9 protein-coding genes are annotated in these 15133 nt (G+C 62.3%); 8 read left to right on the forward strand and 1 reads right to left on the reverse strand.

The annotated features are described in order from the left end of the window. The first annotated feature begins 176 nt into the window (after positions 1-176). The 3 genes from AC1DVF_RS05805 to AC1DVF_RS05815 are packed head-to-tail and all read left to right on the forward strand — an operon-like array spanning position 177 to position 4716. Positions 177-1340, forward strand: coding sequence for an efflux RND transporter periplasmic adaptor subunit (locus AC1DVF_RS05805; RefSeq protein ID WP_320337311.1), 1164 nt, complete (start codon positions 177-179; stop codon positions 1338-1340). Continuing rightward, positions 1341-3314, forward strand: coding sequence for a MacB family efflux pump subunit (locus AC1DVF_RS05810; protein WP_099758505.1), 1974 nt, complete (start codon positions 1341-1343; stop codon positions 3312-3314). Positions 3315-3321: 7 nt separating this feature from the next. Beyond that, complete coding sequence (locus AC1DVF_RS05815) at positions 3322-4716, forward strand: efflux transporter outer membrane subunit (RefSeq protein WP_477782210.1); 1395 nt, start codon at positions 3322-3324, stop codon at positions 4714-4716. Between the two features lie 173 nt (positions 4717-4889). Here the strand turns inward: AC1DVF_RS05815 and pvdP are convergent, their stop codons facing one another. Beyond that, the gene (gene pvdP, locus AC1DVF_RS05820; RefSeq protein ID WP_460090313.1) at positions 4890-6515 is read right to left on the reverse strand and encodes a pyoverdine maturation tyrosinase PvdP; all 1626 of its coding nucleotides are present in this window, start codon (positions 6513-6515) and stop codon (positions 4890-4892) included. A gap of 207 nt (positions 6516-6722) precedes the next feature. Here pvdP and pvdM point away from each other — a divergent pair, with 207 nt between their 5' ends. From pvdM to AC1DVF_RS05845, 5 genes are all read left to right on the forward strand, one after another. After that, positions 6723-8093, forward strand: a complete 1371-nt coding sequence (gene pvdM / locus AC1DVF_RS05825; protein ID WP_093431958.1) for a pyoverdine-tailoring dipeptidase-like protein PvdM — start codon at positions 6723-6725, stop codon at positions 8091-8093. Then, on the forward strand, positions 8090-9376 hold the full coding sequence (pvdN, locus tag AC1DVF_RS05830) for a pyoverdine-tailoring periplasmic protein PvdN (protein WP_460090311.1): 1287 nt from the start codon (positions 8090-8092) through the stop codon (positions 9374-9376). Before pvdM ends, pvdN begins: the two co-directional genes overlap by 4 nt. A gap of 37 nt (positions 9377-9413) precedes the next feature. Next, on the forward strand, positions 9414-10301 hold the full coding sequence (gene pvdO, locus AC1DVF_RS05835; RefSeq protein ID WP_460090310.1) for a dihydropyoverdine dehydrogenase: 888 nt from the start codon (positions 9414-9416) through the stop codon (positions 10299-10301). Positions 10302-10410: 109 nt separating this feature from the next. Further along, a complete protein-coding gene (locus tag AC1DVF_RS05840; protein ID WP_093431948.1) occupies positions 10411-12060 on the forward strand; it encodes a cyclic peptide export ABC transporter in 1650 nt (549 codons plus the stop codon). 114 nt (positions 12061-12174) lie between these two features. Next, positions 12175-14655, forward strand: coding sequence for a TonB-dependent siderophore receptor (locus AC1DVF_RS05845; protein ID WP_477782211.1), 2481 nt, complete (start codon positions 12175-12177; stop codon positions 14653-14655). Positions 14656-15133: the final 478 nt, after the last annotated feature.

Below are 15133 nucleotides of genomic sequence, written 5' to 3' on the forward strand. Positions count from 1 at the left end.
AAATAGTCGCGTCTGGCTACCTGTTACTTGATGTGTACGGCGCTTAAATTCCCTTGTGCATTCATCGTTTACAGGACAGCTCCCCGTATCTGTCGTGCCATGCGACAGCGTTCAGCGCCTCTGCACGCCTGTGTACTGGCCGAATGACGGGCCGATTCCACTGGCCGGAACCCTGCATGAAACGTCCCCGCCCCGCCCGACGCGCTCTGTTCGCCGCCCTTTGCCTGATTCCCGTGATCGCCGTTGCCGCGTGGCAAGTCCTGCCGCCCGGGCGCGACGCCCTCGCCACGGTGCAGGTGACCCGCAGCAGTATCGAAAACAGCGTGACCGCACTGGGCACGCTGCAGCCACGCCGTTATGTGGACGTCGGTGCGCAGGCGTCCGGGCAGATCCAGAAGATTCATGTCGAGGCTGGCGACACGGTCAAGGAAGGCCAGTTACTGGTAGAGATCGACCCCTCCACGCAAAAGGCCAAACTGGATGCCGGGCGGTTTTCCATCGAAAACCTCAAGGCACAGTTGCAGGAGCAACGCGCCCAGCACGACCTCGCGCAACAGAAATACCAGCGCCAGCAGAAACTCGCCGCCGGTGGCGCCACCCGTGAGGAAGACGTGCAGACCGCCCGCGCCGAAGTCCGCGCCACGCAGGCACGCATCGACATGTTCCAGGCGCAGATCCGCCAGGCTCAAGCCAGCCTGCGCAGTGATGAAGCGGAGCTCGGCTACACGCGTATTTATGCGCCGATGAGCGGTACGGTCGTCGCCGTCGGCGCCCGCGAAGGCCAGACGCTCAACGCGCAGCAGCAAACCCCGCTGATTCTGCGCATCGCCCGGCTTTCGCCGATGACCGTGTGGGCCGAGGTTTCCGAAGCGGACATCGGCCACGTCAAACCCGGCATGACCGCCTACTTCACCACGCTCAGCGGCGGCGCTCGGCGCTGGAGCAGCACCGTCCGGCAAATTCTGCCGGTGCCGCCGCGCCCGCTCGAACAGAATCAGGGTGGCAGTCCCACCAGCGGTCGCAGCGGCAGCGAACGCGTGGTGCTCTACACCGTATTGCTCGACGTCGACAACGCCGACAACAGCCTGATGACCGACATGACTGCGCAGGTGTTCTTTGTGGCGCAACAGGCGCAAGACACCCTCACTGTGCCCAGCGCCGCCCTGCAACCCGGCTCACGCCCACAATGGCAACGGGCGCAGATCGTCGCCGCCAATGGCGAAATCCAGTCCCGCGAAGTGCGCACCGGCATCAGCGACCGCTTGCGCACCCAAGTGCTTGAAGGCCTGGCCGAAGGCGATCACATCCTCAGCGCGCCGGCCACCGGCAGCGGAGGCTGAATGCAAACGCCCCTGATTGACCTGCGGCAGATCCGCAAAGCCTATGGCGGCAATGACAGCCCGCTGGTGGAAGTATTACGCGGCATTGATCTGTCGATTCATGCCGGTGAGTTCGTCGCCATCGTCGGGGCGTCCGGCTCCGGCAAGTCGACATTGATGAATATCCTCGGCTGCCTCGACCGCCCTACCAGCGGCGAATATCGCTTCGCCGGAGAAGACGTCGCCCGACTCGACAGCGATGCGCTGGCCTGGCTGCGCCGCGAAGCGTTTGGTTTTGTATTCCAGGGTTATCACCTGATTCCGTCCGGCTCCGCCCAGGAAAACGTCGAAATGCCGGCTATCTACGCCGGTACCCCGGCCGCCGAACGCCACGCCCGGGCCAGTGCCTTGCTGGAGCGGCTCGGCCTGGGCAGCCGCACCGGTAACCGCCCGCATCAGCTTTCCGGTGGTCAGCAACAACGGGTGTCGATTGCCCGGGCGCTGATGAACGGCGGCCACATCATCCTCGCCGACGAACCCACCGGCGCCCTCGACAGCCACAGCGGCGCCGAGGTCATGACCCTGCTCGACGAACTCGCCAGTCAGGGCCATGTGGTGATTCTCATCACCCACGACCGCGAAGTCGCACAACGAGCCAAGCGCATCATCGAGATTCGTGACGGCCTGATCATCAGCGACACCGCCGAACACCCGTCAGCGCCACCACGCAGCGCCAATCCCGGTGCCCTGCAAGCGGTGGATCTGCGCCAGCGCCTGAGCAGCGGCAGCACCCAGACCGGCGCCTGGAAAGGTGAACTGGTCGACGCCGTGCAAGCGGCGTGGCGGGTCATGTGGATCAATCGTTTTCGTACTGCGCTGACCCTGCTCGGGATCGTCATCGGCGTGGCCTCGGTGGTGGTGATGCTCGCGGTGGGCGAAGGCAGCAAACGCCAGGTGATGGCGCAAATGGGCGCCTTCGGTTCCAACATCATCTACCTCAGCGGCGCCGCACCCAATCCGCGCACACCACCGGGCATCATCACCCTCGACGACGTCGCCGAACTAGCCGCCCTGCCCCAGGTCGAGCGGATCATGCCGGTCAACGGCTCGACCGCTGGCGTGCGTTTCGGCAATGCCGACCACAGCAGTTACGTCGGTGGCAACGACACCAATTTTCCAAGCATTTTCAACTGGCCGGTGGTTCAGGGCAGCTACTTCAGCCAGGCCGATGAAGACAGCGCCGCCGCCGTGGCCGTGATCGGCACCAAGGTGCGCGACAAGCTGCTCAAGGATGTCGCCGATCCGATCGGCCAATACATCCTGATCGAAAACGTGCCGTTTCAGGTGCTCGGTGTTCTGGCGGAAAAGGGCTCGAGCTCCGGCGATTCCGACAGCGACAACCGCATCGCCGTGCCCTACTCGGCGGCCAGCACGCGCCTGTTCGGCAGCCGTAATCCGGAATACGTGGTGATCGCCGCCAAGGACGCACGCAAAGTCAAAGACGCCGAGCAGGCGATCGAACAGGCGATGCTGCGGCGGCACAACGGCAAGAAGGATTTCGAACTGACCAACAACGCCGCAATGATTCAAGCCGAAGCACGCACGCAGGGCACGCTGTCGCTGATGCTCGGCGCCATCGCCGCGATCTCGTTGCTGGTCGGCGGTATCGGGGTGATGAACATCATGCTCATGACCGTGCGCGAACGCACCCGGGAAATCGGTATCCGTATGGCCACGGGCGCGCGCCAGCGCGACATCCTGCGCCAGTTTCTCACCGAAGCGGTGATGCTTTCGGTGGTCGGCGGCTTGGCCGGTATCAGCCTGGCGATGCTGGTCGGCGGCGTGCTGTTGTTCAGCGGCGTGGCGATCGCGTTTCAATGGCTGGCCGTCATCGGCGCTTTCGCCTGCGCGCTGGCCACCGGCGTCCTCTTCGGCTTCATGCCTGCCCGCAAGGCTGCCCGGCTCGACCCGGTCACGGCCCTTACCAGTGAATGATCGACCTATGAAAGCGCCACTGACCATCCTTGCCGCCAGCCTGTTGCTGGCGGCCTGTAACAGCCCTGCGCCACGTCCCGACAGCGGCGTGCAGCCTCCGGCCGCGTGGCAATCGCCTGAGCATCCCGGTGCCGTGCAGAGCAACCGCCAATGGTGGACTCAGTTCGGCAGCCCCGAGCTGGATCGTCTGGTCGAACAGGCGCGAGTGGGCAGCCATGACCTCGGCGCCGCCGTCGCCCGGGTCAGGCAGGCCCAGGCAAGTGCGACGATTGCCGGCGCCCCGCTGCTCCCGGAAATCAAGGCCGGTCTCAATGCCAATCGGCAGAAACTGTTGCACGGCAAAGGCTACAGCCAACTCGACGTCAGCCCGGATAATCGCTCGCTGGATTACTACGACGCCGAGCTGAGCGCCAGTTACGAAATAGACTTCTGGGGCGGTAAACGCGCGGCGCGCGACAGCGCCGTGTTCGGTGTACAGGCCAGCGAATTCGACCGTGCCACCGTCGAACTGACCCTGCAAAGCGGCGTCGCCAACAGTTACACACAGGCCTTGGCATTGCGCGAACAGGCACGCATTGCCGAGCTCAATCTGGCCAATGCGCAGAACGTCCTGCACCTGGTGCAAACCCGCTTCGACGCCGGCAGCGCCACCGCGCTGGAACTGGCCCAGCAAAAAAGCCTGGTCGCCGAACAGCAGCGCAAATTGCCACTGGTGCAGCAACAGGCCCGCGAAGCCTTGATCACCCTCGCCGCCCTGCTCGGCCAACCGGTGCAGGCATTGTCGGCACCGCAACAGTCATTCGAACAGTTGCAATGGCCGAACATCGCCAGTGGCGTGCCCAGCGATCTGCTGAGCCGGCGTCCGGACATCGCCAGCGCCGAAGCCAAACTGGCGGCGGCCCAGGCTGACGTCAGCGTGGCCCGCGCCGCCATGCTGCCGAAAATCACCCTGACCGCCAGCCTCGGCACCGGCGCCGATCTGGCGGCGGACCTGCTGCGCACCACGTTCTACAACCTGTCTTCCGGATTGACCGCGCCAATCTTCAACAACGGCCGCCTGAGCGCCGAGCGCGACAAGGCCAAGGCGCGTCAGGACGAACTGCTGGAAACCTATCGCGGGGCGATCATCAATGGCTTTGCCGACGTGGAGAAAGCCCTGAGCAACATTCGCGGCCTCGATGAACAGCGCCAGTGGCAAAGCGAAGAACTGAGCCAGGCGCAGACCGCGTTCGACATTGCCCAGAGCCGCTATCAGGCCGGTGCCGAAGACTTGCTGACGGTGCTGCAAACCCAGCGCACCTTGTATGCGGCGCAGGATATGAATGTGCAACTGCGCCTTTCGCGCTTGCAGGCCAGCATTGCCCTGTACAAGGCGCTGGGCGGGGGTTGGCAGGTTATCTGAGCGAAAATTATCGACAGGACTGACGCCTTCGCGAGCAGGCTCGCTCCCACATTGGATCTGCGTCGTTTACAAAGTCCCCTGTGGGAGCGAGCCTGCTCGCGAAGGCGCCAGGTCAGGCAACCAAGATCCCCAGGCAAAAAAAATCGCAGCACCGGGCTGCGATTTTTTTGCGCTCAGAGTTGCCGCCCTTTCACTTTCAGATGCCGCGCGTACCACGGTCGCTGCGGCACTTTGCGGAACAGGTCGGCCATGTTGTCTTCATCGCCAAAGGTGATGCGCAACGCCAGCTTCATCGTCTCTGGATCCATCTCCACCGAGCGCCCGATCTGCAACCCCGGCACGGTGCTGCAGCCATGGGTGTCCGGCCCCAGCCACGGGTCATCGACCTCAACCCAGCGCCCCGGCGCAAACCACGGCACGCCGTTGACCTCCAGCCGGCTGACCTCGCCCGGATGAAAACGCTCGTGGGCGCGGAACCAGTCTTCGATGCGGTCATCGATCCAGCCGTGGAAACGCCAGAACACCGGGTTCACGTGCGAGGAAAACGGGTCGCCGAGAAAGTCGTTTTCCGGCGCATACCAACGCGCGGCAAAATCCGCCTGATCGCGCGCCATCGGCACCGGAATGTCGTTGGACGGATCCCGCGCCACCGACGCCCAGCGCATGTGCAACCAGTCGTGCAGGCCCAGTTCGACTTCCGAGCCGAACTGGCCGAGGGTGAGTTTCGCCAAGTAGCGCGGGTCGCGGTACTGCGACTCCCACACCTGGAAATTACTGTGATAGGTCTCGGCCGCTTTGATATCGCTGACCCACTTGGTGTATTCGTCATCACCTTCGGTCAGCCACGTCGGTGGCAGTGCATCGCCGTCGTGATTGTCGAAGTAACGGGCGAAGCCTTGGCGGTCGCGTTCCAGCTCCGGCTGCGGCATCGGGAAGGCCTGCCAGGACGGCAGATCCTGCATCGAACGGGCCTTACCGAGCATGTGCCGGTGCATGAAGAAAAAATCGATGCCAGAGCCGTTACGATCCTTGCTGGGCCCACGGGCATCGCGCTCCTTGTCACGGGGGCCGGGTTGCCAGCCAATACCGCGCAGGGCGTCGCGCTTTTTCTCCGAGAGCTTGTGCCACTTGTCGCGGCTGGCGTGCCAGAGCTGGTGGAACAGGCGATGTTCCGGCGCCACCAGCCACGCCAACAGCGTCGGGTTCAAACCGGTGCGTTCGCGGGCTTCGGGAAAACGCCGCTTGATGGCGATGAAATGATTGTCCAGTTCAGGCAGCGCCAACGGCCGATCGAGGCGCAACACTTGCCCGGTGAACGTACCGCTGCCGGCATTGCCGAACGCCGCCCAGACTTCGTCGAGTTTGACTTTGAATTCGTAGACCGGCGGCGCGTGCGGCGCATCGGCGCGCATCAGCCGCCAGTACATTTCGGCGCCGTTGCCCGGCGCCAGATCGCCGATCACTTGGTAACACGCAGGCGCTTCTGAGCGCAGGCTGGCACCGGTATCGAGAAACCCGCGCAAACCGCGCCCCCTGTGGGCAATGTCGAGAAACAACTCGAGGCCGTCGCGTGGCAAGCCATCAAGCCCCGCCGCAGATCCGCTGAAACGGATATCCCAGACGCCGCGCAGGTTGTCCGCCAACTGCTGTCCGGCGGTATCGGCCAGATCGACCGTAGCCTCGCCCGGGGTGATCGGAAACTCCTCGCGGGTCAGCTCACGATGTGCATAAAAAGCGGCAGGCAGCGCGGCGCCCGTGAGTGCCATGCCCGCCATGAACCAGCGTCGAGAGATCGTCATTGCCCTACCTGTGTCAGCCATGAAGCAGGCTTTATCCAAGCTAGAACGTTTGCTCGCCGGGGAAATTTACGGCCCCGGCAAAAGATCGCTACGCGCCGTCAGCGCTTTTCCTGCGCGCGACTAAATTACCCGCCCGGCCACTCGTTCCTCCCAGATAGCAAAGGCCCCTGCGCCTGCACCTCGACGGCGAACCTGAATGAGATGGCAATGACAAAACCGCGTTCGAAAAAGGCTCTATTTATCGGCCTGCCGCTGGCCTTGGCGATCAGCGCCGGCGCAGGGTTTCTGGCTTGGGATTACTGGTTTCGGGACAACCCTGGCTACCCGGTAAAAGTGATGAAACAGGCGACCGAGTTGCAGGATCGCATTCTCTCCTTCGACAGCCACATCACCGTACCGCTGAGTTTCGGCGCCCACGGCAATGAAGCCGACAAGGACGGCTCCGGCCAGTTCGACCTGATCAAGGCCAATCGCGGGCGCTTGTCGGGCGCTGCGCTGACGGTGTTCGGCTGGCCGGAAATGTGGAACGGCCCGAACGCTCCGCATCGCCCCACCGAAGGTTTTGTCGAAGAAGCCCGCAACCAACAGGAAGTCCGTTACAAGATCATCACCGGCATGGTCCGCGACTTCCCCAATCAGGTCGGCATCGCCTACACCCCGGATGATTTCCGCCGCCTGCATGGCGAAGGCAAGTTTGCGATTTTCATCAGCATGCTCAACGCTTACCCGCTGGGCAACGACCTGAGCAAACTGGACCTGTGGGCCGGACGCGGCATGCGCATGTTCGGCTTCAGCTACATCGGCAACAACAGCTGGGCGGACTCCTCGCGGCCGCTGCCGTTCTTCAATGACTCACCGGACGCCCTCGACGGTCTCTCCGATATCGGCAAGCAAGCAGTGCAGCGTTTGAACGATCTGGGCGTGATCATCGACGTTTCGCAGATGTCGACCAAAGGCCTGGAACAGGTTGCACAGCTGAGCCGCACACCGCTGGTGGCCTCGCACTCGGCGCCGCGTGCGGCGGTGGATATTCCGCGCAACCTCAGCGACAAGGAATTGCAGCTGATCAAGAACAGCGGCGGCGTGGTTCAGGTGGTCGGCTTCTCGCAGTACCTCAAACCGCTGACTCAGGGCACGCAGGACAAACTCAATGCCCTGCGCGCACGCTTCGATCTGCCGCCACTGCCAAACCTGGCCATGGCGCTGATGCCGGGCGACCCGATCATCACGGCCTGGTCGGAACAGAAACTCGGCCAGTACGCCAGCGGCCTCTACGGCATCCTTGAAGAAGAGCCGAAAGCCACCCTCAAGGATCTCGGCGACGCCATCGATTACACCGTGCGCAAAATCGGTATCGACCATGTTGGCATCTCGTCCGACTTCAACGACGGCGGCGGCATCAAGGGTTGGGAAAACGTTGGCGAAATCCGCAACGTCACCGCCGAATTGATACAGCGCGGCTACTCCGAAGCGGACATCGCCAAGCTGTGGGGCGGCAACTTCATGCGCGTCTGGGATCAGGTGCAGAAATCCGCGAAACCGGCACTGATTTCCCGTCAGGACACTGCCAAGCCATGACAGACCGCCGGACTTTTCTGAAACAGGCTGGCGTGGTCGCGGCCGCCCTGCCGCTTGGCGCCAGCCTGACAGCACCGGCCATGGCGACGACCGCCCCCGTGGCCTCCGCGAACAAATGGACGCAATTGCGCCAGTTGTTCGATCAGGATCCACAGGCGATCCACTTCGCCAATTTCCTGATTACCTCTCACCCCAAACCCGTGCGCGAGGCCATCGAACGCCATCGCGCCGCGCTTGACCTGAACCCGGGGCTGGCCATGGACTGGGATTTGGGGAGCGACGAACAATTGCAGGAAAACGTGCGGGTCTGGGCCGGCCAATACCTGCAAGCCAAGCCCGGCCAGATCGCGCTCACCGGTAGCACCACCGAAGGTCTGGCGATGATTTATGGCAGCGTGCAAGTGCGCGCGGATCAGGAAATCCTCACCACCGAGCACGAGCACTATTCCACCCGCAACATTCTCGATTTCCGCAGCCGCCGCGATGGCACGCAGGTGCGTAAACTCAGGCTGTTCGACAACCCGCAAAGCATTTCCCTGGATCAGGTGCTCGACACCATCAACCGCAACATTCGCCCTGAGACCCGCGTCCTCGGCATGACCTGGGTGCATTCGGGCAGCGGTGTGAAATTGCCGATCAGCGCTATCTCGCGGCTGGTCGATGAACACAACCGTCAACGCGACGACAAGGATCGGCTGATTTACGTGGTCGACGGCGTGCACGGTTTCGGTGTCGACGACCTGAGTTTCCCGCAGATGAACTGCGACTTCTTTATCGCCGGCACCCACAAGTGGATGTTCGGCCCGCGCGGCACCGGCATCGTGTGCAGCCGCAGCGAAGAGCTGAAATACGTCAGCCCGAGCGTGCCGACGTTCTCCGAAGCCACCTCTTTCGCCACGATCATGACCCCGGGCGGTTACCACGCTTTCGAGCATCGCTGGGCGGTGGACGAAGCGTTCAAGTTGCACCTGCAACTGGGCAAGGCCGAGGTTCAGGCGCGCATTCATCAGCTCAACGGCTACCTGAAGCAGCGCCTGCGCGAACACGCGAACATCGAACTGGTGACCCCGCTCGATCCGCAGTTTTCCGCCGGTTTCACGTTCTTCCGGGTCAAGGGTCAGGACAGTGATGAAGTCGCCGCCTACCTGATGCAAAACCGGGTGATCTGCGATGCGGTCAGCCGTGATGTCGGCCCGGTGATTCGCACCGCGCCCGGCCTGCTCAACAACGAAGCCGAAGTGGACCGCTTCATGGCCATCCTCGGCAAAAAATTGCGCGCCTGAACCTTCGCCTCCCGTTTTCCTTTCACAGAGACGACTCATGAAAAAGCCTCACGCCTGTTTCACCTTCAAGGCCTTGCCCGCGCTGGCCCTGACCGCGCTGTGCGCCGGCCTGCTGCCCGGTGCAGCTCAAGCGGCGACAGCGCCGGCGCCGGGCAAAGTGTTCAAGGACTGCAAGGACTGCCCGGAAATGGTCGTGCTGCCGACCGGCACCTTCACCATGGGCACCCCGGACGACGAAGTCGGCCGCGAACCGGACGAAGGCCCGCGCCACGCAGTGACCTTCAGCAAACCCTTCGCCATCAGCCGCTTCCAGGTGCTGGTCGGCGAGTGGGACGCGTACGTGCGCGAAACCGGCAACAAGCCTTACGACTTCGATGATCGCCCGGGTCGCCGCTGCACCGCCGGCAAACCGCAATTCAAACAGACCGCCCGCGACCCGGCCGTGTGCATGAACGTCGCCGAAGCCCAGGGCTACATCGATTGGTTATCGAAAAAGACCGGCCACGCGTATCGCCTGCAAAGCGAATCGATCCGCGAGTACGCCGCACGCGGCGGCAGCACCGGGCCCTTCCCTTTCCCGTTCGATGAAGGCAACAACTACCAGATCTCCAGACACGCCAACACCTACGGCGCCGCCGACGGCTACAACTTCACCTCCCCTGCCGGGACGTTCCCGGCCAATGCCTTCGGCGTTTACGACGTTCACGGCAACGTCTACGAATGGACCGCCGACTGTTATCACAAGGACTACTCCGGCGTACCCAACGACGGTCGCCCATGGACCCAGGAAAACTGCGAGCGTCAGGTCATGCGTGGCAACGATTGGGGCGAGGCGCCGGTGTTCTCGCGCTCCGGCAACCGCAACAGCAGCTGGCCGACCAGCAAAGGCGACTGGCTCGGGTTTCGCGTAGTGCGCGACCTCTGATCCTGCCCGCCACGACCGCAGCCCCGCCTGCGGTCGTTTAAAGAAAGTCCGTGACCATTCGTTTTCCTTAAGTACCGGCACTCCCTCCGCACCGAAGCAGGAATCCTCCATGACCAAGCCTACGCGTGGGGCGATCAACGAATTGTTCGCCTTGCTCAAGCCCTTCCGCCTGATCGTCTCTGTGTCCATCGTGCTCGGCATGATCGGCGGCCTGAGCGTCACCGTGCTGCTGGCGACCATCAACAATGCCCTGCACTCCGACGACGGCCTGACCCGCACCGTGGTAATGATCTTCGCTGGCCTCTGTGCGTTGGCCTTGTTGACGACGATTTTGTCCGACATCGGCACCAACTACGTCGGCCAGCACATCATCGCCAAATTGCGCAAAGAGCTGGGGGAGAAGGTCCTGTCGGCGCCGATCGACCAGATCGAACGCTACCGCAGCCATCGGTTGATCCCGGTGCTGACCCACGACGTCGACACCATCAGCGACTTCGCCTTCGCCTTCGCCCCGCTGGCAATTTCCATGACCGTCACCCTCGGCTGCCTCGGCTATCTGGCCATGCTGTCCTGGCCGATGTTCCTGATGATGCTGGTGGCCATTGCCATCGGCACGACCATTCAAGCGATTGCCCGGGCCAAGGGCATGCGCGGTTTCTACGCTGCACGCGATTCCGAAGATGAACTGCAAAAGCACTACAACGCGATTGCCGAGGGCGCCAAGGAACTGCGCATTCACCGTCCGCGTCGCCAGCGCATGTTTGTCGCCGGTATTCAGAAAACCGCCGAGAAGATCTGCGACACCCAGATCAAATCCATCAACACTTTTGTGATCGCCAAGTCCTTCGGTTCGATGCTGTTCTTCGTGGTCATCGGCATGGCGCTGGCCCTGCAATCTTTCTGGCCCAGCGGCGACAAAGCGGTGATGAGCGGCTTCGTCCTGGTGCTGCTATACATGAAGGGGCCGCTGGAGCATCTGGTCAGCACGTTGCCGATCATCAGCCGTGCGCAGATTGCCTTCCGCCGCATCGCCGAACTGAGCGAGCAATTTTCCTCGCCCGAACCGCATCTGTTGCTGGAAGACCAAGGCAAGAAACCCGGTGCGGTCAACAGCCTGGAACTGCACAACGTGCGTTACGCCTTCCCGCCCGTGGAAGGCAGCGAACCGTTCCGTCTGGGGCCGGTCAACCTGCGCATCGAACAGGGCGACATCGTCTTTATCGTTGGTGAAAACGGCTGCGGCAAAACCACACTGATCAAACTGCTGCTGGGCTTGTACGCGCCAACCGAAGGCGAAATCCGCGTCAACGATCAGCCGATCACCGCGCTCAACCGCGATGACTACCGGCAGAATTTCACCACGATTTTTGCCGACTACTACCTGTTCGACGATCTGATTCAGGGCGACCGCGAAGTCCCGCAGGACGCGACCCGCTACCTCGAACGTCTGGAGATCGCGCACAAGGTCAGCGTGCGCGACGGCGCGTTCAGCACCACCGATTTGTCCACCGGCCAGCGCAAGCGCCTGGCCCTGGTCAATGCCTGGCTCGAAGAGCGGCCGGTGCTGGTATTCGATGAATGGGCGGCCGATCAGGACCCGACGTTCCGGCGAATTTTCTACACCGAGTTGCTGCCTGACCTCAAACGTCTGGGCAAGACCATCATCGTCATTTCCCACGATGACCGTTACTTCGACGTCGCCGATCAACTGGTGCGCATGGAGGCCGGCAAGGTCAAGAGCGAACTGCAAACCGCTTGATCGACGAGGCCGCGGTCTGGCCGGAAAAATAATTTTCCGGTTTGCCGCGGCTTCCTCGTCTTAATGAGATGAATAAGAACCATTAACAACTATACCTGCCAAGGTCTTAACCTCATGTCCGCATCCCGTTTCATGCTTCGCCCTCTGACTCGAGCCCTGCTGATGCACGGCGCGACACGCACTCGACTGGCCGGCACCGGCCTTGGTCTGGCACTGACACTCACGGCAGCCCCGTATGTCCAAGCCCAGGAATGGACCCTGAACATCCCGTCGCAGCCACTGGCGCAGGCGCTGCAAACCCTCGGCCAGCAAACCAGTCTGCAAATCATCTACAGCCCGGAAAGCCTGCAAGGTCTGCGCTCCAGCGCGCTCAACGGCCGCTACCAGGATGATGAGTCACTCAAGGCGATGCTCAACGGTACCGGCATTCGCTACCAGCGTGACGGCAACACCGTGACCGTGCTCGGCCCGGCCACCGGTAGCGCGATGGAACTGGCCCCGACCAACGTCAACGCCAGCCGCCTGGGCGCCACCACTGAGGGCAGCAACTCCTACACCACCGGCGGCGTGACCATTGGCAAGGGCGTGCACTCGCTGAAGGAAACCCCGCAGTCGGTCACGGTGATGACCCGCAAGATGCTCGATGACCAGAACCTCAACACCATCGAACAGGTGATGGAGAAGACCCCGGGCATTACCGTGTATGACTCGCCCATGGGCGGCAAGTATTTCTACTCCCGCGGTTTCCGTATGACTGGCCAGTACCAGTACGACGGCGTGCCGCTGGATATCGGTAGCAGCTACGTGCAGGCCGACAGCTTCAACAGCGACATGGCCATTTATGACCGCGTGGAAGTTCTGCGTGGCGCAGCCGGCATGATGAAAGGCGCAGGCGGCACCGCCGGTGGCGTCAACTTCGTGCGCAAACGCGGCCAGGACACTGCGCACACACAACTGTCGTTGTCGGCAGGCACCTGGGACAACTATCGTGGCCAGGTCGATACCGGCGGCCCGCTCAACGATTCCGGCACCATCCGTGGTCGCGCCGTGGTCACCGAACAGACCCGTCAATATTTCTATGACGTGGCCAGCCGCAAGGACCAGATCTACTACGGCGCCCTGGACTTCGACCTCAGCCCCGACACCACCCTGGGGCTGGGTTTCGCCTGGGAAGACGTCGACGCCACGCCATGCTGGGGCGGTCTGCCGCGTTACGCCGACGGCTCCGACCTGCACCTCAAGCGCTCCACCTGCCTGAACACCGCGTGGAACAACCAGCGCAGCAAACGCGCCACCTACTTCGCCGACCTGAAACACCAGTTCAACGACGACTGGTCGCTGAAAGTCGCCGGGGTGTATTCGCGCAACACCCAGGACATGGAATATGCCTTCCCGAGCGGCGCCGTGCCGGTCGGTGCCACCGCCACCAATACCCTGATGCTGGGCAGTATTTACGACTACGACCAGCGCGACTACGGCTTCGATGCCTATGTCGACGGCAAATTCGACGCCTTCGGCCAGCAACACGAACTGACCATCGGCGCCAATGCCAGCCGTTCGCACAAGGATGACTTCTACGCCGTCGCCGCCCTGCCTCAACGGCAGAACGTGCTCGACCCCAACCACCACATCCCGCAACCGGACGAAAGCTACTACCTGGCCAACGCTTCCCGTGGCGGCCCGGTGGACATGCACATCAAGCAATACGGCGCCTACTCGATCGCCCGCCTGAAACTGGCTGATCCGCTGACCCTGGTACTGGGCAGCCGTGTCAGTTGGTACAAGTCCGACACCGACTCGGTGCAGTACTTCCGTGGCGAAGGCACCCAGGTCGACACCAAGTCCACCGAAACCGGCCAGGTCACGCCGTTCGCCGGTGTGCTGTTCGACCTCAACGACAACCTGACCGCCTACGCCAGCTACACCGACATCTTCACCCCGCAAGGCGCTTACAAGACCATCGATGGCAGCACCCTCAAGCCATTGGTTGGCCAGAGCTACGAGCTGGGGATCAAGGGTGAGTGGTTCGACGGTCGTCTGAACAGCTCCTTCAACCTGTTCCGCACCCTTCAGAAAGATGCCGCCCAGGATGACCCGCGTTGCGAAGACAGTTCTTGCTCGATCAACTCCGGCAAGGTTCGCGCGCAGGGCTTCGAAGCTGAAGTCAGTGGTGAGGTGATTGATCGGCTGCAATTGCTCGCCGGTTACACCTACACCCAGACCAAGGTGCTGGAAGATGCCGACGCCACGCAGGATGGCGTGGTCTACAACTCCTACGTGCCGCGCCATTTGCTGCGTGTCTGGGGTGACTACAGCCTGAGCGGGCCGCTGGATCGCGTGACGATCGGTGCGGGTGTCAACGCGCAGACGGGCAACTACCGGACTTCGCCTTTGGGCGGTGACAACATTGATGGCGCCGGTTATGCGGTCTGGAACGGTCGCATTGGCTACCGTATCGATGACACCTGGTCGGTGGCGCTTAACGGGAATAACCTGTTTGACAAGCGTTACTACTCGACCATTGGTACCGAAGGGTTCGGTAATTTCTATGGTGATCCGCGTAACTTCGTGATGTCGGTCAAGGCTGACTTCTGATTGGGTGTGTTGTGAGAGAGCCCCGCTTTGGTGGGGCTTTTTTTCGCCTGTTGGTCTTGGCGGCCTTCGGGCCGACCATGCTCTTTGGGTTTTGGGGGCATATCCGTTGCTGCGGGTGTTGCCGCTGGCGGTTTCGCTCTTACAGCGAGTCACCTTTTCCAAACGCCGAAAAGGTAACCCAAAAGGCTTTGCCCCGGCGTACGGCACTTCGCTGAGGCTCAGTGTTCCCTCGCTACGGTGTCCATCCGGGAGCATCGCCTACGGTTTGCTTCGCTGCACCTCCTCTCGATGTATGCGGCTTCGCCGCACGGCGCTGCGCGCCTAACCCCCGGATGAACACCTCCGCTCGGCCTGCCGATGGGGCAAAAGATCAAGAGCCAAAGCCAAAGCCAAAGCAAGATCAAAAGCTAGATCAAGAGCCCCTCACCCTAGCCCTCTCCCGGAGGGAGAGGGGACTGACCGAGGTGTTTGGGAGAGC

The sequence above is a fragment of the Pseudomonas sp. P4_D7 genome (genome assembly GCF_056401755.1).